Genomic DNA, 20,529 nt, shown 5'->3' with positions numbered 1-20,529 from the left:
GAGGCAGCCCACTCAGGCCGGGTGCGTCGTTGGCATCAACGCTTCTCGAAGCGTATCGCGCCCAGTCGGTAAGCGGTCAACCTCCCGTTGCGTGACTAGTTGTTGTCCTATGCCCTGAAATGGGGCAATCGCAAAGGGAGTACTGCGTCGTGCGAACGATCCGTATTGACACGTCCACCGCGACAGTCCTGCTGACCGAGATCCCCGAGCCGAAGGTGCGGGACCGCCAGACGGGCGAGATCGCCAAGGACGCCACCAGTGGTGAGTCGCTGATGAAGGTCGGCGTCGTCTACATCGATGAGGGCGAGTCCTCGCTCATCCACGTCACCGTTCCCGAGAGCGGCATCTCCGAAGGGCTGGCGCTGGGGGCGCCGGTCTCCCTGCCGGGCCTGGTGGCTCGGCCGTGGGACTCGGTGTTCAACGGGCAGCAGCGCCACGGCATCGCCTACCGGGCTGCCGCCGTCGCACCTGGTGCTGTTCCGGCGGGTGTGGGGGCCTGACCGTGTCCGAGCTGATGACGCTGATGGAGGTAGGCGGCCCCGCGGCCGGTCTGGGTGCTGGTGCTGCCTACCTCCGGGCCCGGCACCCTGCCGCGTACTGGTCGGCCGTGGGCATGCCTGCTTCGGCTGCCCGCTTGGTGGGTTCGTACGGGTCGGTCATGGATTCGTGCGGGCTGACGGTGCAGCCGTCCCGTCTGCGGGCGTTGGCTGTGCGGGCTGCGACTCGCCGTGAGGTGCGGCCGGTGCCTCCTCGTCGGGGCCTGCTGCGGCCGACCTCGACCGGCCTGCGCATCCGGTTGCGGCTCGCTCCGGGGCAGGAGCCCGCCGACATAGCTGCTTCTGCTGAGCGGCTGCGGCATGCCTGGGGTGTGCATGGCGTGTACGTGCAGCCGGTCAAGCCCGGTGTGGTCGAACTGCGCCTGGTCAGCTTCGACGTCCTGCAACGAGTACGGATGCCGCGCAAGGCAGGCGGCGGCTTCCTGCGGGTGCCGGTGGCTCTGCGGGAGGATGCAACCGCCTTTGTCCGTGACTACCGCGCCATCCCGCACGAACTGGTCCTTGGCGCCACGCTGTCGGGCAAGTCGATGTACCTGCGGCACCTGATCACCGGGCTCGCCGCTCAGCCGGTCGCGCTGGCCGGCATCGACTGCAAGCGAGGGGTTGAGCTGGCGCCGTTCGCTCCTCGGCTCTCGGCGCTGGCGACCGACCCGGCTGAGGCTGCCGAACTGCTGCCCGTCCTGGTCCGGGAGATGGAGGACCGATACGACCTCATCCGTGCCCGGCAGGGCATCGCCCCGTCCACGCCTGATGAGGAGATCACCTCGGATGTGTGGGGCCTGCCCGAGGCAGAACGGCCGGTGCCGATCGTGCTGTTCGTCGATGAAGTGGCCGAACTGTTCCTCGTCGCTTCGCGGAAGGATGAGGAGCGGCGGGATGAGATGGTCACCCAGTTGATCCGGCTTGCCCAGCTCGGTAGGGCTGCGGGGATCTATCTGGAGGTGTGCGGGCAGCGGTTCGGTGCCGAGCTGGGCAAGGGCGCCACCATGCTCCGTGCCCAGCTCTCTGGCCGCGTCTGCCACCGCGTCAACGATGAACCCTCGGCCAAGATGGCGCTTGGGGACATCGCCCCCGAAGCGGTCGGCGCCGCCTGCACCATCGCCCCCGAACGCCCCGGCCTCGCGGTCGTGGGTGACACCTCCGGCGGCTGGTCCCGAATCCGCACCCCATACCTGTCCCTGGCCGATGCTGCCGTCGCGTGTGAGCGGACCGTGCACCTGGTGCCGGACCTGCCCGCACTCAAGCCCTTCCGGCCCGCTACCGCCTGACGTTCCGCTCTCTCCGATTCGGCCGGCGCGTCCGTCTCGCGCCAAGTCCTTACCCCTCCCATGCCGAAATCCGAAAGGAGGTGCCATCCATGCGCGTCCACCTCGCCCGCGTCGATGCCGTGCTCGTCCAGGCCGTCATCGCTGCTGCGCTGTCCTTCGCCCACCTGCACGACCTGGCCTCGGCAGCCGGACAAGACGGCTGGAAAGCCTGGGCATACCCGGTCTCGGTCGACCTGCTGCTCGTGGCTGCTTGGCGTCGGCTTCGCTCGGGTCGTGACCGGGCGGCGGGCTGGTGCTGGTTCCTCGTCGCCCTCACCGCCTCCCTCGGCGCCAACATCGCCACCGCCGGGCTCCTCGACCTGGGCGACGTTCCCGACTGGCTGCGCATCCTCGTCGCCGGATGGCCTGCCCTGGCCTTCCTCGGCGGAACCCTCCTCGCCCACACCACGCACGACCCCCCAACCGAGCCGGCCGCCGAGCAGCCGACCGGCCCCGAGATCGCAGAGCCCGCGCCCGCACCTTCCGTACCGGCCGCGCCGGAGCTCCCGGCGCCGTCCACCGCGGCTGTTCCGGCCGCTCTGGTCGAGCACGCGCGCAAGATCGCGACCGCTCATCAGGAGCGCACCGGCACACCCATCGACACCCCGACTCTCCGCGCTCGCCTCGGCGTCCCTGCACCGCTCGCCGAGCAGATCGCCGCCCAGCTCACCTGACCGCACCGGAGGAACCTCCATGCCCGGATACCTGCCCGACAGCTTCGACTACCTCGATGCGGCCCACGAGATGGCCCACACCGGCCGCCCCGCCCTGGCCCGGCTGCTGGCGGAAGAAGCCGCCACCCGCACCGAGGACCCCGAGGAAGCCGCCCGCATCCTGCGCCGCTTCCCCAGCCCCGCATCCCTGCGACTGAAGGACTGCTGATGCCGCTCAACCGCCGCTTCCGCTCCGTGACCCGCATCGGCCCCGTACAGGTCGGCACCGCCCACGACGGCCGTGGCCGCGAGAAGCACACCGCCGCCTGCACCGCCCCGCGCTGCGGCTTCTCCGCCGACTACGACTCACGCGCCGCCGCAGAGCTGGCCGCCCGCACCCACCGCTGCCCCGTCCGCTGAAAGGAGAGCCACCCGTGTCCGTGAACCTCCCCCTGGTCGTCGTCCTGGGCCTGCTGGTGTGGGGCGCTGTGAAGTTCCTCGGCGTCCGCGTCTGGCTCGTCGTCGTGATCGCCCTGTTCGGCTTCTACCTCGCCGACACCTTCCTCGCCCCCGCCATCGACAACGGCACCCGCACCGGAGTCGAAACCGTCAACGGCACCCACGACTGACAGGAGGAAAGCCGATGTTCCTGCGCCCCCAACTCCCCGACACCCACACCCCGAACCTGCCCACGACCGCCCAGCACGCGCACGTTCCGGTCTGCGGCTGCCAGCACTCCGCATCCCTCGCTGCACCGCCGCAGCGCGCGTTTCCCTCGGTCGGTTCGGGGGCCGTCGCGGCCGTGGTGGTCGGCGGTGTGGTCGTCGTTGCGCTCCTGGCCGCCGTCGTCGTCACGGCCGTGTCCGTCGCCGTGGCTGCGCTGGTTCTGCGCTCGCTCCTCGGCTCCCGCAACGGCATCCACCACCGCTGAGTGGCTACCGGGGCGGTCTCGATACCGCCAAGCATCCACCGCCCCGGCAGCCCGGCCCCTTCCCCCACCCCGTAGGTCAGAGAAGGAGAAGCACCATCATCGCGCGCACCACCCCAGCCCCACTCACCGACCTGGCAAACCTCGCCGCAACCGGCACCCTGCCCGGTATCCTCCGCCAGCTCTCCGGCCTGGGCGGCTGCACCCACCCCATCCGCCTGGCCGGCCACCGCACCGAACACAACCTGGACACCACCACCGGCGAAATCGGCCCGGCCCTGCGCCGCCTCGACTCGGGCGACCTTCCGGCCGGTGATCTCCTGGTCCGCTGCGGCAACCGCCGCACCACCCGCTGTGCGGCCTGCGCCGAGACCTACCGCCGCGACACCTTCCACCTCATCACCGCCGGACTACGCGGCGGCAAAGGCACCCCCGAAGAGGTCACGACACACCCGCGCGTCTTCGCCACGTTCACCGCCCCGAGCTTCGGCCCAGTTCACAACCGGCCCGGCACCCGTCCCTGCCGCTGCGGACGCCACCACGCTGCCGACGACCCCAAGCTGGGTACGCCGCTGGACCCGGAGCGGTACGACTACGAATCCGCAGTGCTCTGGAACGCCCACGCAGGCATCCTCTGGCGCCGCTTCTCCATCCACCTCCGCCGGGAGATCGCACGCCGCGCGGGCCTGACCCAACGAGAGCTCCCCGAGAGGGCCCGGGTGTCCTTCGCGAAGGTCGCCGAGTACCAGAAGCGCGGCGCCGTCCATTTCCACGCCGTCATCCGACTCGACGGCCCGGCCGGCGGCGAGACCCGGCCCCCGCACTGGGCGTCCGCCGAGCTGTTGACCGACGCCATCCTCGCGGCTGCCTCCCGTGCGGTCGTCCCCGGCCCCGTCCTCGACGGCCGCACCCACACCTTCGCTTTCGGTCGCCAGCTCGACATCCGCACCATCCACGGACCCGACCTCGATGGCGGCCACGCCCTCACCGACCGCGCCGTTGCGGCCTACATCGCCAAGTACGCCACCAAAGGCGCCGAGACAGCCACCGGCACCCTCGACCGCCGCCTGCGCTTCATCGCCGAACTGGCCACCCTCAACCTCCCACAGCATGCCGAACGACTCATCCGCACCGCCTGGGCCCTGGGCGCCCGCAAAGACCTCGCACACCTCCGCCTCCGCGCCTGGGCCCACATGCTCGGCTTCCGCGGCCACTTCTCCACCAAAACCCGCCGCTACTCCACCACCCTCGGCGCCCTCCGCACCGCCCGCGCCCAATGGCAACGCCTCCAAGCCGCCATCGCACGCGGCGACAACCCACAACCTGTGGACGGCGCAGGCGAGACGACAACCCTCGTCCTCGCCCACTGGGCCTACGCGGGAACCGGTCTCACCGCCACGGAGCAGTGGCTGGCCGCGTCCCTCGCCGACACCCCAACAATCCCCACTGCGGAAGGAGACGCCGCCCGATGACGGCGACCACGACCACCATCACGCCCAAGTGGCACACCACGGCCGAAGTTGCCGCCATGCTCGGCTTCGGCCTTTCCAAGACCAAGATGCTCGTCCTCACCGGGGAAATCCGCTCCGTCAAGGTCGGCCGTAACCGCCGCGTCCTCCCGGCCTGGGTGGACGAGTACGTGAACCGCTGTGCCGAGGAAGCCGAAGCCGGCGCCGACCGCTGGGGGTGGACCGCGTGAGCGGCAAGCGGGGCAATGGCGAAGGTTCGATCTACCCGTACCGCAACGGCGGCTTCGCCGCGTACGTCTGGGTCACCACCCCGGACGGCAAACGCAAGCGCAAGTACGTCTACGGCAAGACCCGCCCGGAAGTCCACGAGAAGTGGGTGAAGCTCCACGCCGAGGCGATTAAGGGGCCGGTGGCGACCAAGATTCCGACGCTGGAGCAGTACCTCACGTACTGGCAGCGGGAGGTGGTGGAGCCCAATCTCCGGCCGCTCACCGCTGCGACGTACGAGACGATCACCCGTCTCCACATCGTTCCGTACCTCGGTGGCAAGCGGCTCGATCGGCTGACCGTGCGGGATCTCCGCACTTGGTTGAACCGGCTGGCCGCTACCTGCCAGTGCTGCGCCCAGGGGAAGGATGCTGCGCGCCCGGAGAAGCGCCGCCGCTGCTGCGCGAAGGAGAAGGGGCGGTGCTGCGGCAAGGCGCTCTCGGCTCGGTCGGTGAACGATGCCCGCACGGTCCTCCGCAGCGCCCTCGGGAATGCCGTCCTGGAGGAGCTGATCGCCAAGAACGTGGCCCAATTGATCAAGGTCAAGCGGCCTCGGCGCAAGCGTCCGGACCCCTGGTCGGTGGAGGAAGCGTGTCACTTCCTGGAGCGGGCGGAAGCCGAGGGCGACTACCTGTACGCCGCGTACGTTCTGGTGCTCGTCCTGGGCCTGCGCAAGGGGGAGGTGCTGGGCCTCACCTGGTCGGATGTGAACTTCGACAGTGGTGAGCTGCGCATCGCCCACCAGCTTCAGCGGGTGCGCCGTCAGCTTCTCCACTCGGACGTCGCGAAGACCGAGGCGTCAGAGGCGGTGCTGCCTCTCCCCGACGTCTGTATCGCGGCTCTCAAGGCGCGAAAGGAAGCTCAGCAGTCGGCCGAGCGGGCTGCCGGCGAACTGTGGAACGACTCGGATTTCGTCTTCACCACTCGCTACGGCACACCGATCGAGCCCCGGAACTTCACGCGGGAATTCGAGCGGCGTTGCGGCCGGGCCGATGTGCGGGTGATCCGGGTCCATGACACCCGGCACACCTGTGCCTCGCTCCTGGCGGCGTTGGACGTCCATCCGCGCATCGCGATGCAGATCCTTCGGCACTCCGAGATCGCGGTCACGATGGAGGTCTACACGCACGTGCCCTCGGCCGAGACGCGCCGGGCGCTGCGGAAGCTCGGTACGGCCCTCGGCGGCCAGAGCTCCCAGGAGCCGCAGCCGGGGGAGGGTGACGAGGGTTCGGCCGGAGAAGATCAGCAGGAGTCTTAGCGGTTGCTGTACTCCGCTGCTGTACGCACGACAGAGGCCCATTCGCGATCAAGCGAATGGGCCTCTGACCTGTGTCGGGGTGGCGGGATTTGAACCCACGACCTCTTCGTCCCGAACGAAGCGCGCTGCCAAGCTGCGCTACACCCCGAAGCAACGACGACTACTTTAGCCCAGGGGAGCGCTGAGGCGAAATCGGGTTTCGCGGGGAGGTGGTCCCGTGCCGGGAGACGGCCCGGGGAGGGGCGCGGGGTCGGTCAGTTCTCGCGGGGAGTGAGGGTGAGGAGGGTCGCTTCCGGGGGGCAGGCGAAGCGGACCGGGGTGTAGCGGCTGGCTCCGCATCCCGCGCTGACGTGCAGGTACGACTCGTGACCGCCAGCGCGGTGGGTGGAGAGGCCCTTGACCCGGTCGGTGTCGATGTCGCAGTTGGTGACGAGTGCCCCGTAGAAGGGGACGCAGAGCTGGCCGCCGTGAGTGTGGCCGGCCAGGATCAGCGGGTAGCGGTCGGCGGTGAAGGCGTCGAGGACGCGCAGGTACGGAGCGTGGACGACGGCGAGGGAGAGGTCGGCGTCCGCCTCGGGGCCTCCGGCGACCTCGCCGTAGCGGTCCCGTTTGATGTGCGGGTCGTCCAGTCCGGTCAGCGCGATCTCCTGGCCGCCGTCCAGCTTGATGCGGCCCCTGGTGTTGGAGAGGCCGACCCAGCCGACCGAGTCGAAGGCGTCGCGCAGCTCCTCCCACGGGTTGTGGACGACGCCGACGGCGGGCGGATTTCCGTTCAGCCCGTGCTTGCCGGACGCCTTCTCCATGAGGTACTTGGCGGGGTTGCGCAGCTTGGGGCCGTAGTAGTCGTTCGAGCCGAAGACGTAGGCGCCCGGGTATTCCATCAACGGGCCGAGTGCGTCGAGGACTTCGGGTACGGCTTCGGTGTCGGAGAGGTTGTCCCCAGTGTTGATCACGAAGTCGGGCCGCAGCCCGGCGAGCTCCTGTAGCCATCGCTGCTTCTTCCGCTGGCCGCTGACCATGTGGATGTCGGAGACCTGCAGGACACGCAGCGGATGCATACCGGGGGGCAGCACGGGCACCGAGACCCGTCGCAGGCGGAACGAGCGGGCTTCCACACCGGCCGCGTACCCGACGCACGCCGCGCCGAGTGCCGTGATGCCGAGGGCTGTCTTGAGGGGGATCCGGTATCGCGCGCGCATGGCCCCATGGTCGCAGACCCGCAGGCGGGGTCGCGGCGCCGTGAGGCGCCCCTCCCGGCAGGACGGCCGGGGTTTCTGCTCTCGGGTCTCTCGCGGTCCTCGCCGTCGTCCCCGCCGCGGGCCCGGGAGGGCTGCGGCTGCCCGGATATCCCCGGCGCTCCGCGGCCGTGTGCTGGCACACTGGCCCCATGACCACGCTCAAGTCCCGGCTGCAGGACGACCTGACCGCAGCGATCAAGGAGCGCGACGAGCTCCGTTCCGCCACTCTCCGGATGACCCTGGCCGCGATCACGAAGGAGGAGGTCGCCGGTACGAGTGCGCGCGAGCTCTCCGACGACGAGGTGCAGAAGGTGATCACCCGAGAGGCGAAGAAGCGGCGGGAGGCGGCCGAGGCGTTCGCGGACGGGGGCCGTACCGAGCAGGCGGAGCGGGAGCGGGCCGAGGGCGAGGTGCTCGCCGACTACCTGCCCCAGCAGCTCACGGACGAGGAGCTGGACGTGCTGGTCGCCGAGGCCGTCGAGGAGGCCCGGGCCGGCGGTGCGGAGGGCCCGAGGGCGATGGGGGCCGTCATGAAGATCGTGAACCCGAAGGTCGCGGGCCGTGCCGAGGGTGGCCGGGTCGCGGGGGCGGTCAAGAAGCGGCTCGCGGGCTAGCCGGACCTGGATGGGCCCGCGGGTGCCGGGGCGCCTGTCGGCGGGCCCGGGCCGCTGTGCTCGTCGGGCGGCTGCCCACTACGGTGCCCGCCCCTCGCGGCGCCTGCCCGATCCGGCGCCCGGACGCCGGATGGCGGGCCCGCGCCGCGCGGCGGCCTCCTGCGCGGCCCTGAGTACGAGACCGGGCCCGCTATGTCACCACGACGTAGGGGGCACCCTCCCGCGGAGGGTGCCCCCTACGTCGTGGCACGTGGTGGCCTGTCGGTGGGGCCGGTGCGGAGTGTCCGCGTGAGCCGCCGACCCGCCCCGAGCCGACCCGCCCCGAGCCGACCCGCCCGGAGCCGGTCCGAACCCGAGGCGGCCGCGGCCCCTGCCGGAGCCCCGCGGCTACGGGAAGCCGCCCGCTCCCGCGTCCCAGCCGCCACCTCCGTCGGCGGCTCCACCGCCGTCGGCGCCGCCGCCTCCGTTGCCGTTGCCGCCGGGGAGGCCGCCGCCTCCGACGTCGCCCGTGTCGCCGCCGGGCCCGCCGATGCCTCCTCCGTTGCCGCCGTCGCCGCCGTTGGCGTCACCGCCGCCGATCAGGTTGGGCGGGACGGTGATGTCCGGCCACGGGTTCCGGGGCTTGTTGTCGCCGCCGTTGTCGTCCGGCTGCGGCGGGGACGGCGGTTTGGGGGTGCGGTGCTTCTTGCCGCCGTCCCGGATCGGTACGTGGTGGAAGTCCGGTGCGGACTCCCCGGCCAGCGCACCGGCCATCGCGTCCCGCCAGATGGGGCCCGGGACCTCGCCGCCGAAGACCTTGGCGTGCGGGACGCCGCCGATGGTGATGTCGACCATCCGCGTGCGGTGGGCCGGGTCGCCGACCCAGACGGCGCCGGACATGTTCGGGGTGTAGCCGACGAACCAGGCGGCGTACCGCTGGTCGGTGGTACCGGTCTTGCCCGCGCTGTCGCGGCCGCTCAGTCCGGCCTTCTTGCCGGTGCCGTCCTCGACCACGCCGCGCAGCAGCGTGTTGACGGTGTCGGCGGTCTTCGTCTTCATCGCGCGCTTGCACGAGGTCTTGGGTACGTCCAGCTTCTTGCCCTGCGCGTCGGTGATCGACTCGATGGCGACGGGGGTGCAGTGCACACCGCGGTTGGCGAAGGTGGCGTAGCCCTCGGCCATGGTCAGCGGCGACATCTCCTGGGTGCCGAGCGAGATCGACGGCACCTGGTCGATCTTCTTGCCGTCGGCCCGTTCGATGCCCATCTTCTTCGCCATCTTCGTCACCGGGCAGATCCCGGTCTCCTCTATCAGGGAGACGAAGTAGGTGTTGACCGACTTCGCGGTCGCTTCCTTCATCCGGTAGGGGCCGACCTCGGTGCTGTTCTCGTTCTCGACCGGTGCCTTGCCGCGCCACTTGCCGTTGCAGGTGTCGACCGGGGAGGGGTACTGCATGCGGTAGGGCGAGGGGTAGGACTTGTAGGGGCTGATGCCCCCGTCCAGCGCGGCGGCGGCGATCACGGGCTTGAAGGTGGATCCCGGCTGGTAGCCGGCACCGCCGCCCATGGAGCTGTCGACCGAGAGGTTTATCTGGGTCTCGTTCTCCTTGGGCTTGAAGCCGTAGGGGCGGGACTGGCCCATGCCCAGGATCTTGCCGGTGCCGGGCTGCACTATCGTCGCCGCGGTCGCGACCTTGTCCGACTGGTTCACATGGGACTTGATCGACTTCTGGACCGACTTCTGCGCCTTCGGGTCGAGCGTGGTCCTGATCGTGAGCCCGCCGCGGTTCCAGCGCTTGGCGCGCTCCTTGCGGGTCTTGCCGAACGATTCGTCGGTGAGGAAGACCTGGCGTACGTAGTCGCAGAAGAAGCCCGCGCCCATGGTGGCGGTGATGCACCCGTTCTTGGGGCTGCTGACGTCCAGCCCGAGGGGCTTCTCCTTGGCGGACTCGGCCTCCTCGCGGGTGATGTCGTGGTAGACGGCCATCCTGTCGAGCACGGTGTTGCGCCGCTTGAGCGCCTCGTCCTCGTTGACGATCGGGTCGTACCGGGAGGGCGACTGGACGATGCCCGCCAGCAGCGCCGACTGTTCGAGATTCAGCTCCTTGGCGGAGCGCGAGAAGTATCGTTGCGCCGCCGCTTCGACGCCATACGCCTGCTGGCCGAAGAACGTGATGTTGAGGTAGTTCTCCAGGATCTTCTTCTTGCCCAGCTCCTCCTCGACCTGGATCGCGTACTTCAGCTCCTTGATCTTGCGGCCGATCGTCTGCTTGGTGGCCTGGGCGACCTTCTGCGCGTCGTCCCCGGCCTCCTCGACGAAGACGTTCTTGACGTACTGCTGGGTGAGCGTGGAGGCACCCTGGGAGACCTGTCCGGACTGCGCGTTGCGGTTCAGCGCCCGCAGGACGCCCTTGAGGTCGACGGCGCCGTGCTGGTAGAAGCGCGCGTCCTCGATGTCGACGATCGCCTTGCGCATGTATGGCGAGATGTCCTTCAGGTCGACGACCGTGCGGTCGCGGGAGTAGACCTTGGCGATCTCGCCGCCCTCGTTGTCGAGGATCGTGGTGCGCTGGCTGAGCGGCGGACGCTTGAGGTTCACCGGAAGCTCGTCGAAGCCCTCCACGGTGCCTTTCGTCGCCAGTCCGATCGTTCCGACGGCGGGCAGCGCGAGCCCGGCCATCACCATCCCCGCCAGCACACTCACCCCGACGAACTTGGCGATCTGCTGGGGCTTGCTGACTCCGCTGCCCGCGCGCTTCTTGGCCATGGGGAGAAGCGTACGACGCGTCGGCGGCGCGGCACCGGTGGGGAAGCGTGGCAAACGCCGGACAGGGCCGTGCAGGGCGCCTACGCTGGGTTCGTTGTCACTCTGACACCTTGCGTCACCTCACGTCCCTCTGCTTTCCCTCGCTCCTCTCCCTGTCCCTTCCGCCTCCCCTTCCTGCTCTTTCTTCCCCTTCCCCTTCGCCTCCCCCTCCCCCTCCCCCGCTTCCCTTCTGTGCCCTCGCGGCACGGTGCGTCGGTGGCGCCCGACCTGCTCTTCGCTCAGGTGTCCGCCGCAGTGCTCCCAGATCACTCCGTTGGGTGATGTCCTGCGCACGCATAGTCCGTTCGGGCCATCCAAGATTGGGCCCGAAGGGGGTGTTGCGTGCTGTGTGCTCTTCCGTAACGTCCTCAACTGGCAACGGTGAATATGCCGTTCGCCGCCGTGGGGGAGCCTCGATTCGGGAGAGGACGGCACCGGCAATGAGCTGGGTAACAGACTGGAGCGCGCAGGCTGCCTGCCGCTCTACGGATCCGGACGAACTGTTCGTGCAGGGCGCCGCGCAGAACCGCGCGAAGGCCGTGTGCACAGGGTGTCCGGTTCGTACGGAATGTCTCGCCGACGCTTTGGACAACCGCGTGGAATTCGGCGTCTGGGGAGGAATGACCGAGCGCGAGCGCAGAGCTCTGCTGCGCCGCCGCCCCACGGTCACCTCCTGGCGGCGCCTGCTGGAGACGGCGCGCTCCGAGTACGAGCGCAGCACCGGTGTGATGCTGCCGGTCGACATGGAGCTCGAGGCGGAGGAGCACGAACGGTACGCAGCGGTGGGCTGACCACCAGGAGGAACGGTCCTGCGCCGAGCACCCGGTCGATCCGCCCGGCTCGGCTCCGGACGGTCAGGCCCGGCTCGGGACGGTCAGGCTCCGGTCCGTGGTCTGCCGCAGACGGATCGTCCGCCTCGGGACCGCCCGTCCCGGTCGGCTCGTGCCGGCCGACGGGAACGTTCCGCCGGCCCCCTCGCGTCAGTCCGCTGCGGCGCCGGACGCTTCGGCCCCGCCCGCTTCAGTGCGTTCGCGCTGGTGGGCGAGACGGAGACCGATGGTGCGCAGACCGTCCAGATCGTGCACGTCTCCGGGCAGGGCGGTGACCTCGGCCACCGGCACGTCCGGATGCACCGCGGTGAAGCGGTCGCGCGTGCGCTGCTCGCGCTCCAGCAGCCGCATCCGGTCGGCGTGCAGCCGCAGCAGCCCCGCTGCCAGCACGGCGAGCTCGTCGTCCCCGGTGTCCCCGGTGTCCCCGGTCTTCCGGGCGTCCTCGGTCTTCCCGGTGCGGTCCTCGTCCCGGCCGCCGTCCCGACGCATCACCTCGTGGCCCGTGTTCTCGCGGCTCGCATCCTCGCGATCCGCGTCCTCGTGCGGGTGTGCGTCACCGTCCGACGGCTGACCGGCGGCTGACCGCGCGTCGGGTACCGCGCGCTCCACAGTTCCGGTACGCGCTCCGGTCCGCTGCGCCCCGGCTCGCGCCGCCCCGTTCCGCTCGGTCGCCTCGAGCGCGGTGACGGATCCGGCTGTGCCTGGGCTCGGGGAGGCGGGGGAGCCGTCCTCGGGATCCGCCGGACCGGCCGATGGAGCGCCGCGATGCAGACTCTTCCCCCGTTCGCGATCCACAATGCCGCCGTCATCGAGATTTTCCGCGGCCGCGAGGGCCCGCTCGGCGCTCAGCCAGGACGCGCGGCTGTCGTGCACCCGGTTGAGCACCAGCCCGGCCAGCGGCATCCGGTCCGCGGAGAGCCGCTCCACGAAGTACGACGCCTCGCGCAGCGCGTCCCGCTCCGGCGCCGCCACGACGAGGAATGCGGTGCCGGGGGCCTGGAGCAGCCGGTAGGTGGCGTCCGCGCGGGTGCGGAAGCCGCCGAACATGGTGTCCATGGCGGCGACGAAGGTCTGCACGTCCCGCAGCAGGCCGGCGCCCAGGAGCTTGTCGAGGGCGCCGGTGAAGAGCGAGAGCCCGGCCATGCCGAGGTTCACGACCTTCATCCCGGCCCGGCCGCCGACCCGCGCGGGCGCCATCATCAGCTTGATGAACTTCCCGTCCAGGAACGATCCGAGGCGCTTGGGCGCGTCCAGGAAGTCCAGGGCCGACCGGGACGGCGGGGTGTCCACGACGATCAGGTCCCACTCGTCGCCGGCGCGGAGCTGGCCGAGCTTCTCCATCGCCATGTACTCCTGCGTCCCGGCGAAGCCGGTGGAGAGCGACTGGTAGAAGGGGTTCTCCAGGATGGCCGTGGCGCGGTCGGGGTCGGCGTGCGTCTCGACGATCTCGTCGAACGTGCGCTTCATGTCGAGCATCATGGCGTGCAGTTCGCCGCCCGCCGTCCGGTCGACGCCGGGCACCTCGCGCGGGATGTCGTCCAGCTCGGACAGGCCCATGGACTGGGCGAGCCGCCGGGCGGGGTCGATGGTCAGGACGACGGTCCGGCGGCCACGCTCGGCGGCGCGTACGCCCAGGGCGGCGGCCGTGGTGGTCTTGCCGACTCCTCCGGAGCCGCAGCAGACGACGATCCGGGTCGTCGGGTCGTCCAGCAGCGGATCGAGATCCAGCGCGTCGGCTTCCAGCGGCATGGCCATGGATGCCTCTCCTTCCCCGGAGGTCGCGGGTGGTGGCACGGGGGGCTGCGGCGGCTGGGGGTGCCCGGGGCTCACGGGTGCGTGCCGTCCGTCCCGGTGGTCCGCCACTGGCGATGCAGGGAGCGGGCGAGGCCGTACAGGCCCGCCAGCTCGACACCCTGGCCGAGCAGGCCGAGCTCCCGCACCGGCAGCCCCTGCGCGGACAGCTCGGCGCGCAGCCCGCGTTCCAGCGCGACGCGTTCGGCGTGCTCCCTGCCCTGCTCCAGCAGCGGTGCCACGAGCTGCTCGGCGACCCCTGTGCGGTGCTCGTCCCCGAGTCCCGCGCGGGCGAAGGCGCGGGCCAGCTCGTCCGTGCGCCCCTGCGCCGCCCCCACCTGTTCGTCGCCCGGCAGCGCCGGACGCACCATGTTGACCAGCACGGAGGTGGCGGGCAGCCCGGCGGCACGGAGTTCGGCGATGCCGTCGACCGTTTCCTGGACGGGCATCTCCTCCAGCAACGTGACCAGGTGCACAGCCGTCTCCGGAGACTTCAGCAGCCGCATGACGCCCTGCGCCTGGTTGTGCACGGGGCCGACCTTGGCGAGTCCGGCCACCTCCTCGTTGACGCCGAGGAAGCGCGCGATGCGGCCGGTGGGCGGCGCGTCCATCACCACGGCGTCGTAGCCGGGCCGCTGCTGTCGGTCCGTGCGGCGTACCGCCTCGCACGCCTTGCCGGTCAGCAGTACATCGCGCAGCCCGGGCGCGATGGTGGTCGCGAAGTCGACGGCGCCCAGCCGTTTGAGCGCGCGCCCGGCACTGCCGAGCTTGTAGAACATCTGGAGGTAGTCGAGCAGCGCCCGCTCGGCGTCGATCGCCAGCGCGTACACCTCGCCGCCGCCGTGCGAGACAGCGATCTTGCGCTCCTCGTACGGCAGCGGTTCCGTCTCGAAGAGTTGCGCGATGCCCTGGCGCCCTTCCACCTCCACGAGCAGCGTGCGCCGCCCGTCCTGCGCCAGCGCCAGCGCGAGCGCGGCGGCGACCGTCGTCTTGCCGGTCCCGCCCTTGCCGGTCACTACGTGGAGCCTGCTCACGGCTGGGAGCCTAATTCGTTGCCTGCGGCTCCGGCGAGACCGGTCGCCGACGACCCCGGGGGAGCGGGTGCCGGTGCCGGTCGTGGCCCGACCCGGGGGCCGCGCGGCAGCATGCCCCGGAACGGGGTGCGCGCGGCGGTTTCTCCGGTCCCGGCGTTCGTTAGGGTCTCCCCATGACGAAGTGGGAATACTCGACCGTGCCGCTCCTCGTGCACGCGACCAAGCAGATCCTCGACACCTGGGGCGAAGACGGCTGGGAACTGGTCCAGGTCGTGCCCGGGCCGAACAACCCCGAGCAGCTCGTGGCCTATCTGAAGCGGGAGAAGCAGGCGTGAGCGCGGCCGAGGACAGGCTCGCGCAGCTCGGGCTCGCGCTGCCCGAGACCGCCACCCCCGCCGGCGCCTACGTCCCGGCGGTGCAGAGCGGCCGGTACATCTACACCGCCGGGCAGGTCCCGCTGGTGTCGGGCACCCTGCCGATGACCGGGAAGGTCGGCGCCGAGGTCACTCCCGAGGAGGCGAAGGACCTGGCGCGCACGGCGGCGCTGAACGCGCTGGCCGCCGTCAAGTCCGTGGCCGGGGACCTCGACCGGATAGCCCGCGTCGTCAAGGTCACCGGGTTCGTCGCCTCGGCGCCGGACTTCACCGGGCAGCCCGGCGTCATCAACGGCGCCAGCGAGCTGCTGGGCGAGGTGCTGGGCGACAAGGGCGTCCACGCGCGCAGCGCCGTCGGAGTGGCGGTCCTGCCGCTGGACGCGCCGGTCGAGGTCGAGATGCAGGTCGAGCTGGCGGACTGAACCGGCCACGCGGACAGCTCGGCGAGCCGGACCGGCGTCGGCACGCCGGACCGCGTCGGCGGGCCGGACCGCAACGGGGGCCGGACCGCAACGGGGGCCGGACCGGGTCGGCGTGCCGTGCTGCCGCAGGAGAGCCGTCGGGCGGCCGACTCGGGCCTCCGGAGCGGGCGGACAGTCGGCCGGCGCACCGGCCGGCAGCCGCCGTGCCCGGTGCGCAGTCGCAGGTGGACCCGCTGCCTCTCGAACATCGGGGCGGCGGGCCGTAGCATCCGGCCATGTCCTCCTCGTCGTCGTCCACTCCGCCCGCCCGGAACGGCCAGTGGTATCCACCCGAGTGGCCGGAGCGCATCCGCGCCCTGGCCGCGGGCGAGCTGACCCCGGTGACCCCGCGCCGAGCCGCGACCGTGATGCTCCTGCGGGACACCCCGGACGGGCCCGCCGTCCATATGCTGCGGCGCCGCGCCTCGATGGCGTTCGCGGGCGGCGCGTACGCGTATCCGGGCGGTTCCGTCGACCCGCGGGACGCGCGCGGCGCGGATGCGGCGGGGCCGTCGGCCGCCTCGTGGGCCGAGCGGCTGGGGACGGACGAGGCCACGGCGCGGGCGATCGTGTGCGCGGCTGTCCGGGAGACCTTCGAGGAGTCGGGTGTCCTGCTGGCCGGGCCCGACCCGCACAGCGTCGTCGCCGACACCACCGGCGAGGACTGGGAGGCGGACCGTGCGGCGCTCGTCGCCCACGAACTGGCCTTCGCCGACTTCCTGGAGCGCAGAGGGCTCGTCCTGCGGGACGACCTGCTGGGTGCCTGGGCCCGCTGGATCACACCGGAGTTCGAGGCCCGCCGCTACGACACCTATTTCTTCGTCGCCGCGCTCCCCGAGGGCCAGCGCACCCGCAACGCCTCGACCGAGGCCGACCGGACGGTCTGGGTCCGTCCCCAGGAGGCGGCCGCGGGCTACGACCGCGGGGAACTGCTGATGATGCCGCCCACCATCGCCACCCTGCGCCAACTGGCCCCGCACCCGACGGCGGCCGAGGCTCTGGCCGCGGCCGGAGGGTGCGATCTGGCGCCCGTGCTCGCCCGCGCCGGTCTGGAGGACGGTCAGATCGTACTGAACTGGCCAGGACACGACGAGTTCACCAAGAGGATCGATCCTTCATGACCGACGCAGCAGCACTCCCCGGCCGGCCGCGCGGTGGCGCCCCGGGCGGTCAGATGAGCAGCCGTGCGCACTGCGTCCTGGCCCCCAACCCGTCGCCCATGACGCTGGACGGCACCAACACCTGGATCGTCGCCGAACCCGACTCGCCGCTCGCCGTCGTCATCGACCCCGGTCCGCTGGACGACGCGCACCTGCGCCGGGTCGTGGAGACGGCCGAGCAGCTGGGCAAGCGGGTCGCCCTGACGCTGCTCACCCACGGTCACCCGGACCACGCCGAGGGGGCGGCACGGTTCGCCGAGCTGACCGGCTCGCCGGTCCGGGCGCTCGACCCGGCGCTGCGCCTGGGCGACGAGGGGCTCGGTGAGGGGGACGTCGTGGCCACGGGCGGACTGGAACTGCGTGTGGTGCCCACACCGGGGCACACCGCCGATTCGCTCTCCTTCCACCTCCCGGCCGACGCGGCGGTGCTCACCGGCGACACGGTGCTGGGGCGGGGCACCACGGTCGTCGCACATCCGGACGGGAGGCTCGGCGACTATCTGGACTCGCTGCGCGCGCTGCGTTCCCTGACGGTGGACGACGGCGTCAGCCGTGTCCTGCCGGGGCACGGTCCGGTGCTCGACGACGCGCAGGGCGCGATCGACTTCTATCTCGCGCACCGGGCCAAACGGCTCGCCCAGGTGGAGACAGCCGTCGAGCAGGGGCATCGGACGGCCGCCGAGGTGGTGGCTCACGTCTACGCGGACGTGGACAGGACGCTGTGGCCGGCTGCGGAGCTGTCGGTACGGGCCCAGCTCGACTATTTGTTCGAACACGGGTTGGTGTGAGGTGCCCGGCCGCCGCCGACCGGACACCGGACCGCGAGGAAGGCGCTCCGCGCGGCCGGGCCGGCGGAGCCGCCCCCGGTCCGTCGGCCCCGGTCCGTCGGTCCTGGTCCGTCGATCGTGGTTCACCCGTCCGTCGGCCCTGCAGGCCCCACGTTCCGTAGGTCAGCGCGAGCGCTTCGCCAGCCGCTCGATGTCCAGCAGGATCACCGCACGGGCCTCCAGCCGGAGCCAGCCGCGCCCGGCGAAGTCGGCCAGCGCCTTGTTGACGGTCTCCCGGGAGGCGCCCACCAACTGGGCCAGCTCCTCCTGGGTCAGGTCGTGGACGACGTGGATGCCCTCTTCGGACTGCACGCCGAAGCGGCGGGAGAGGTCCAGGAGCTGCTTGGCCACCCGGCCGGGCACGTCGGAGAAGACCAGGTCGGACATGGAGTCGTTGGTGCGGCGCAGCCGTCGGGCGATGGCGCGCAGCAGCGCCGAGGCCACCTCGGGCCGGGCGTTCAGCCAGGGCTGGAGGTCGCCGTGGCCCAGACCCAGCAGCCTGACCTCGGTCAGCGCCGAGGCGGTGGCCGTCCGTGGGCCCGGGTCGAACAGGGAGAGTTCCCCGATCAGCTCTCCGGGGCCCAGCACCGCCAGCATGTTCTCCCGGCCGTCGGGGGAGGTGCGGTGCAGCTTCACCTTGCCTTCGGTCACCACGTAGAGGCGGTCACCCGGGTCACCCTCGTGGAAGAGGGCCTCGCCACGAGCGAGCGTCGTCTCCGTCATGGAGGCGCGCAGCTCAGCGGCCTGCTCCTCATCGAGCGCCGCGAAGAGCGGGGCGCGCCGCAGAACGTCGTCCACGAGTTCTCTCCTTGTCGACCTGCCCATGGGATCCGTGGAACCCATGATGCCGGACGGTGAAACCATGCGATCAGTCACAGCAATCAGCCATAAGTTTGACGCACGCATGCTGTCGCCCCCAACGCGGGGCGCGCTAGGGTCCCGGATCCGCCGCCTGTGCCACGAATGTCGGTGAGCCCCTTTACGCTGGCCGAGTGTCCAATACCCCGGGAAGCGCACGGACAGAGAGGGGGCTGGGCGGGTGACGGCGACGGAGGATTCCGCTGTGAGCGAACAGGAGGCGGCCGCGGCACCGGCACGGAAGGCTGCTGCCGGGAAGACTGCCGGGCGAACCGGGACCGCCAAGGCTGTCAAGGCGGCCGGTAGGGCCCCGGCGAAGAAGGCGACCCCCGCGAAGAAGGCCGCGACCGGCAAGGCCCCCGCGAAGAAGACGTCTCCCGCGAAGAAGGCGGCCTCTGCCAAGAAGGCCATCCCCGCGAAGAAGGCGGCCCCTGCCAAGAAGGCCGCCCCCGCGAAGGCCGCGGCGAAGGCGTCCGGGAGCAAGCCGGAGTCGCAGGCGGCCCGGGCGAAGCGGGCCGCGCGGATCAACAGCGCACTGGCCGAGGTCTACTACTACGCGCACCCCGAGCTGGATTTCGAGAATCCGTTCGAACTTCTGGTGGCCACCGTCCTCTCGGCGCAGACCACGGATCTGCGCGTCAACCAGACGACTCCCGTCCTCTTCGCCGCGTATCCCACTCCGGAGGACATGGCGGCGGCCGATCCGGAGGCGCTGGAGGAGCTGATCCGCCCCACCGGCTTCTTCCGTTCCAAGGCCAAGTCCCTGCTCGGCCTCTCCGCGGCGCTGCGGGACGATCACGGCGGCGAGGTCCCCGGCTCGGTGGACGAGCTGGTGAAACTGCCCGGTGTGGGCCGCAAGACGGCGTTCGTCGTGCTCGGCAACGCCTTCGGCGTACCGGGGCTGACGGTCGACACGCACTTCGGCCGACTGGTGCGCCGCTGGAAGCTCACCGAGCAGACGGACGCGGTCAAGGTCGAGCAGGAGATCGACGACCTGCTGCCGGAGAGCGAGTGGACGATGTTCTCGCACCGCACGATCTTCCACGGCCGCCGTGTGTGTCACTCCCGCAAGCCCGCCTGCGGCGCCTGCCCCATCGCCGAGCTGTGCCCTTCCTACGGGGAGGGCGAGACGGACCCGGAGAAGGCGAAGAAGCTGCTCAAGTACGAGATGGGTGGTCAGCCGGGGCAGCGGCTCAAGCCGCCGGCCGACTACCCGGGACGTCCTGCGCCACCGCTGCCCTCCCGGGCCCCGGCCACCGGTTCGGCTTCCGGCCCCGCCGCGGATTCCGCCACCGGGCCGGCCCGGTGACGGGTTCCGGTCGGTCCTCGGACCATGCGGCGGAGTGCCCGGTGGCGGGCGGCCCCGCGCCCTCGGCACCGATCGAGGTCAGCGGCGAGGGTCTGCCGGAGTGGCTCGTCCCGGTGTGCGACGCGGCGGAGGGGGTCGAGGCGAGCCAGCTCAGCCGCTTTCTGCCGCCGCGCGACGGCGGCGGTCGGCCGTCCGCCGTGCTCGTGCTGTTCGGCGACGGTCCGCGCGGCCCCGAGCTGCTGCTGATCGAGCGTGCCTCCAGTCTGCGCTCGCACGCCGGGCAGCCTTCCTTCCCGGGCGGGGCGCTGGATCCGGAGGACGGCGATCCGGAAGGGGACGGCAGGTTGCGCGCCGCGCTCCGCGAAGCCGAGGAGGAGACGGGACTCGACCCCTCGGGCGTGCAGGTGTTCGGGATACTGCCCAGCCTCTACATTCCCGTGAGCGGTTTCGTCGTCACCCCGGTGCTCGGCTGGTGGCGCCGCCGCACGCCGGTGGCGCCGGTGGACCCGGCGGAGACGGCCCGGGTCTTCACCGTCCCGGTCTCGGATCTCACCGACCCCGGCAACCGCGTCATGGCCGTGCATCCGGCCGGACACGTAGGCCCCGCCTTCCTGGTGGGCTCCGCACTGGTGTGGGGGTTCACGGCCGGTCTGATCGACCGCATCCTGCACCACGCCGGATGGGAGCGCCCCTGGGACCGCGACCGCCGGGTCCCGCTCGACTGGAAGGCGTGACGCCCGCGATCGACGACCCGCGTGCCCCTCGCACCCGCGTGCGCATGAGACGGTGTCTCTTCCGCTCTCCGGGTGC

The 20,529-nt window shown here is 71.3% G+C and carries 23 protein-coding genes and 1 tRNA gene; 18 read left to right on the top strand and 6 right to left on the bottom strand.

Annotation, left to right across the window (positions count from 1 at the left end; all coding sequences use genetic code 11):
• Positions 1 to 149 precede the first annotated feature (149 nt).
• From P2424_RS28760 to P2424_RS28715, 10 genes are all read left to right on the top strand, one after another.
• Positions 150 to 500, top strand: a complete 351-nt coding sequence (locus P2424_RS28760) for a hypothetical protein (protein WP_276478577.1) — start codon at positions 150 to 152, stop codon at positions 498 to 500.
• Positions 501 to 502: 2 nt separating this feature from the next.
• A complete protein-coding gene (locus P2424_RS28755) occupies positions 503 to 1,825 on the top strand; it encodes an FtsK/SpoIIIE domain-containing protein (protein WP_276478576.1) in 1,323 nt (440 codons plus the stop codon).
• Positions 1,826 to 1,914: 89 nt separating this feature from the next.
• The gene (locus P2424_RS28750; RefSeq protein WP_276478575.1) at positions 1,915 to 2,538 is read left to right on the top strand and encodes a DUF2637 domain-containing protein; all 624 of its coding nucleotides are present in this window, start codon (positions 1,915 to 1,917) and stop codon (positions 2,536 to 2,538) included.
• A gap of 19 nt (positions 2,539 to 2,557) precedes the next feature.
• Positions 2,558 to 2,746, top strand: a complete 189-nt coding sequence (locus tag P2424_RS28745) for a hypothetical protein (protein WP_276478574.1) — start codon at positions 2,558 to 2,560, stop codon at positions 2,744 to 2,746.
• Positions 2,746 to 2,937, top strand: a complete 192-nt coding sequence (locus P2424_RS28740) for a mobile element transfer protein (RefSeq protein WP_027760579.1) — start codon at positions 2,746 to 2,748, stop codon at positions 2,935 to 2,937. Before P2424_RS28745 ends, P2424_RS28740 begins: the two co-directional genes overlap by 1 nt.
• Positions 2,938 to 2,951: 14 nt before the next feature.
• The gene (locus P2424_RS28735; protein ID WP_027760578.1) at positions 2,952 to 3,146 is read left to right on the top strand and encodes a hypothetical protein; all 195 of its coding nucleotides are present in this window, start codon (positions 2,952 to 2,954) and stop codon (positions 3,144 to 3,146) included.
• Between the two features lie 14 nt (positions 3,147 to 3,160).
• A complete protein-coding gene (locus tag P2424_RS28730; RefSeq protein WP_276478573.1) occupies positions 3,161 to 3,448 on the top strand; it encodes a hypothetical protein in 288 nt (95 codons plus the stop codon).
• A 98-nt stretch (positions 3,449 to 3,546) separates the two neighbouring features.
• The gene (locus P2424_RS28725) at positions 3,547 to 4,917 is read left to right on the top strand and encodes a replication initiator (protein ID WP_276479166.1); all 1,371 of its coding nucleotides are present in this window, start codon (positions 3,547 to 3,549) and stop codon (positions 4,915 to 4,917) included.
• A complete protein-coding gene (locus P2424_RS28720) occupies positions 4,914 to 5,144 on the top strand; it encodes an excisionase family DNA-binding protein (protein ID WP_027760576.1) in 231 nt (76 codons plus the stop codon). The genes P2424_RS28725 and P2424_RS28720 overlap by 4 nt, the downstream gene beginning before the upstream one ends.
• Entirely contained in the window at positions 5,132 to 6,439 is a 1,308-nt protein-coding gene (locus P2424_RS28715) for a tyrosine-type recombinase/integrase (RefSeq protein WP_276478572.1), read from the top strand. Before P2424_RS28720 ends, P2424_RS28715 begins: the two co-directional genes overlap by 13 nt.
• A gap of 74 nt (positions 6,440 to 6,513) precedes the next feature.
• On the opposite strand, the gene P2424_RS28710 is transcribed toward P2424_RS28715, so the two are convergent.
• A tRNA-Pro gene (locus P2424_RS28710) sits at positions 6,514 to 6,587 on the bottom strand.
• A gap of 106 nt (positions 6,588 to 6,693) precedes the next feature.
• A complete protein-coding gene (locus P2424_RS28705; RefSeq protein ID WP_276478571.1) occupies positions 6,694 to 7,638 on the bottom strand; it encodes a metallophosphoesterase in 945 nt (314 codons plus the stop codon).
• A 188-nt stretch (positions 7,639 to 7,826) separates the two neighbouring features.
• Between P2424_RS28705 and P2424_RS28700 the strand changes: the two genes are divergently transcribed.
• Entirely contained in the window at positions 7,827 to 8,291 is a 465-nt protein-coding gene (locus tag P2424_RS28700; protein ID WP_276478570.1) for a GatB/YqeY domain-containing protein, read from the top strand.
• A 387-nt stretch (positions 8,292 to 8,678) separates the two neighbouring features.
• On the opposite strand, the gene P2424_RS28695 is transcribed toward P2424_RS28700, so the two are convergent.
• On the bottom strand, positions 8,679 to 11,036 hold the full coding sequence (locus P2424_RS28695) for a transglycosylase domain-containing protein (RefSeq protein WP_276478569.1): 2,358 nt from the start codon (positions 11,034 to 11,036) through the stop codon (positions 8,679 to 8,681).
• 479 nt (positions 11,037 to 11,515) lie between these two features.
• On the opposite strand from P2424_RS28695, the gene P2424_RS28690 reads away from it, so the two are divergent.
• Positions 11,516 to 11,866 carry a WhiB family transcriptional regulator gene (locus tag P2424_RS28690; RefSeq protein WP_276478568.1) on the top strand — a complete coding sequence of 117 codons (351 nt, stop codon included), beginning with the start codon at positions 11,516 to 11,518 and terminating at the stop codon, positions 11,864 to 11,866.
• Between the two features lie 189 nt (positions 11,867 to 12,055).
• Here P2424_RS28690 and P2424_RS28685 read toward each other — a convergent pair whose 3' ends face one another.
• Both P2424_RS28685 and P2424_RS28680 read right to left on the bottom strand, forming a co-directional pair.
• Positions 12,056 to 13,660, bottom strand: coding sequence for an ArsA family ATPase (locus tag P2424_RS28685; RefSeq protein WP_276478567.1), 1,605 nt, complete (start codon positions 13,658 to 13,660; stop codon positions 12,056 to 12,058).
• 71 nt (positions 13,661 to 13,731) lie between these two features.
• Complete coding sequence (locus tag P2424_RS28680; protein WP_276478566.1) at positions 13,732 to 14,730, bottom strand: ArsA-related P-loop ATPase; 999 nt, start codon at positions 14,728 to 14,730, stop codon at positions 13,732 to 13,734.
• A gap of 173 nt (positions 14,731 to 14,903) precedes the next feature.
• Here P2424_RS28680 and P2424_RS28675 point away from each other — a divergent pair, with 173 nt between their 5' ends.
• From P2424_RS28675 to P2424_RS28660, 4 genes are all read left to right on the top strand, one after another.
• Positions 14,904 to 15,065, top strand: coding sequence for a DUF4177 domain-containing protein (locus P2424_RS28675; protein ID WP_019355547.1), 162 nt, complete (start codon positions 14,904 to 14,906; stop codon positions 15,063 to 15,065).
• Entirely contained in the window at positions 15,062 to 15,526 is a 465-nt protein-coding gene (locus P2424_RS28670; RefSeq protein WP_276478565.1) for a RidA family protein, read from the top strand. Before P2424_RS28675 ends, P2424_RS28670 begins: the two co-directional genes overlap by 4 nt.
• A gap of 275 nt (positions 15,527 to 15,801) precedes the next feature.
• Positions 15,802 to 16,686: an NUDIX hydrolase gene (locus tag P2424_RS28665; protein ID WP_276478564.1), complete on the top strand. Its 885-nt coding sequence runs from the start codon at positions 15,802 to 15,804 to the stop codon at positions 16,684 to 16,686.
• Positions 16,683 to 17,513, top strand: coding sequence for an MBL fold metallo-hydrolase (locus P2424_RS28660; RefSeq protein ID WP_276478563.1), 831 nt, complete (start codon positions 16,683 to 16,685; stop codon positions 17,511 to 17,513). The genes P2424_RS28665 and P2424_RS28660 overlap by 4 nt, the downstream gene beginning before the upstream one ends.
• Positions 17,514 to 17,675: 162 nt before the next feature.
• Here the strand turns inward: P2424_RS28660 and P2424_RS28655 are convergent, their stop codons facing one another.
• The gene (locus P2424_RS28655; RefSeq protein WP_019355551.1) at positions 17,676 to 18,350 is read right to left on the bottom strand and encodes a Crp/Fnr family transcriptional regulator; all 675 of its coding nucleotides are present in this window, start codon (positions 18,348 to 18,350) and stop codon (positions 17,676 to 17,678) included.
• A 265-nt stretch (positions 18,351 to 18,615) separates the two neighbouring features.
• Here P2424_RS28655 and nth point away from each other — a divergent pair, with 265 nt between their 5' ends.
• On the top strand, positions 18,616 to 19,719 hold the full coding sequence (gene nth / locus P2424_RS28650) for an endonuclease III (RefSeq protein ID WP_276478562.1): 1,104 nt from the start codon (positions 18,616 to 18,618) through the stop codon (positions 19,717 to 19,719).
• Between the two features lie 41 nt (positions 19,720 to 19,760).
• The gene (locus P2424_RS28645) at positions 19,761 to 20,453 is read left to right on the top strand and encodes a CoA pyrophosphatase (RefSeq protein ID WP_276478561.1); all 693 of its coding nucleotides are present in this window, start codon (positions 19,761 to 19,763) and stop codon (positions 20,451 to 20,453) included.
• The last annotated feature ends 76 nt before the right edge of the window (positions 20,454 to 20,529 follow it).

Source organism: Streptomyces sp. WMMB303 (genome assembly GCF_029351045.1).
In the GTDB taxonomy this organism is placed as follows: domain Bacteria; phylum Actinomycetota; class Actinomycetes; order Streptomycetales; family Streptomycetaceae; genus Streptomyces.
Note: the sequence above shows the minus strand (reverse complement) of the source record. Positions and strands in the feature narration are given on the sequence as shown.

Bases quoted from the DNA above. Each gene is read 5' to 3' on its own strand.
- P2424_RS28750 (WP_276478575.1), top strand. From the start codon at position 1,915: ATGCGCGTCCACCTCGCCCGCGTCGATGCCGTGCTCGTCCAGGCCGTC.
- P2424_RS28745 (WP_276478574.1), top strand. From the start codon at position 2,558: ATGCCCGGATACCTGCCCGACAGCTTCGACTACCTCGATGCGGCCCAC.
- P2424_RS28740 (WP_027760579.1), top strand. From the start codon at position 2,746: ATGCCGCTCAACCGCCGCTTCCGCTCCGTGACCCGCATCGGCCCCGTA.
- P2424_RS28730 (WP_276478573.1), top strand. From the start codon at position 3,161: ATGTTCCTGCGCCCCCAACTCCCCGACACCCACACCCCGAACCTGCCC.
- P2424_RS28720 (WP_027760576.1), top strand. From the start codon at position 4,914: ATGACGGCGACCACGACCACCATCACGCCCAAGTGGCACACCACGGCC.
- P2424_RS28705 (WP_276478571.1), bottom strand. From the start codon at position 7,638: ATGCGCGCGCGATACCGGATCCCCCTCAAGACAGCCCTCGGCATCACG.
- P2424_RS28700 (WP_276478570.1), top strand. From the start codon at position 7,827: ATGACCACGCTCAAGTCCCGGCTGCAGGACGACCTGACCGCAGCGATC.
- P2424_RS28695 (WP_276478569.1), bottom strand. From the start codon at position 11,036: ATGGCCAAGAAGCGCGCGGGCAGCGGAGTCAGCAAGCCCCAGCAGATC.
- P2424_RS28690 (WP_276478568.1), top strand. From the start codon at position 11,516: ATGAGCTGGGTAACAGACTGGAGCGCGCAGGCTGCCTGCCGCTCTACG.
- P2424_RS28685 (WP_276478567.1), bottom strand. From the start codon at position 13,660: ATGGCCATGCCGCTGGAAGCCGACGCGCTGGATCTCGATCCGCTGCTG.
- P2424_RS28675 (WP_019355547.1), top strand. From the start codon at position 14,904: ATGACGAAGTGGGAATACTCGACCGTGCCGCTCCTCGTGCACGCGACC.
- P2424_RS28665 (WP_276478564.1), top strand. From the start codon at position 15,802: ATGTCCTCCTCGTCGTCGTCCACTCCGCCCGCCCGGAACGGCCAGTGG.
- P2424_RS28660 (WP_276478563.1), top strand. From the start codon at position 16,683: ATGACCGACGCAGCAGCACTCCCCGGCCGGCCGCGCGGTGGCGCCCCG.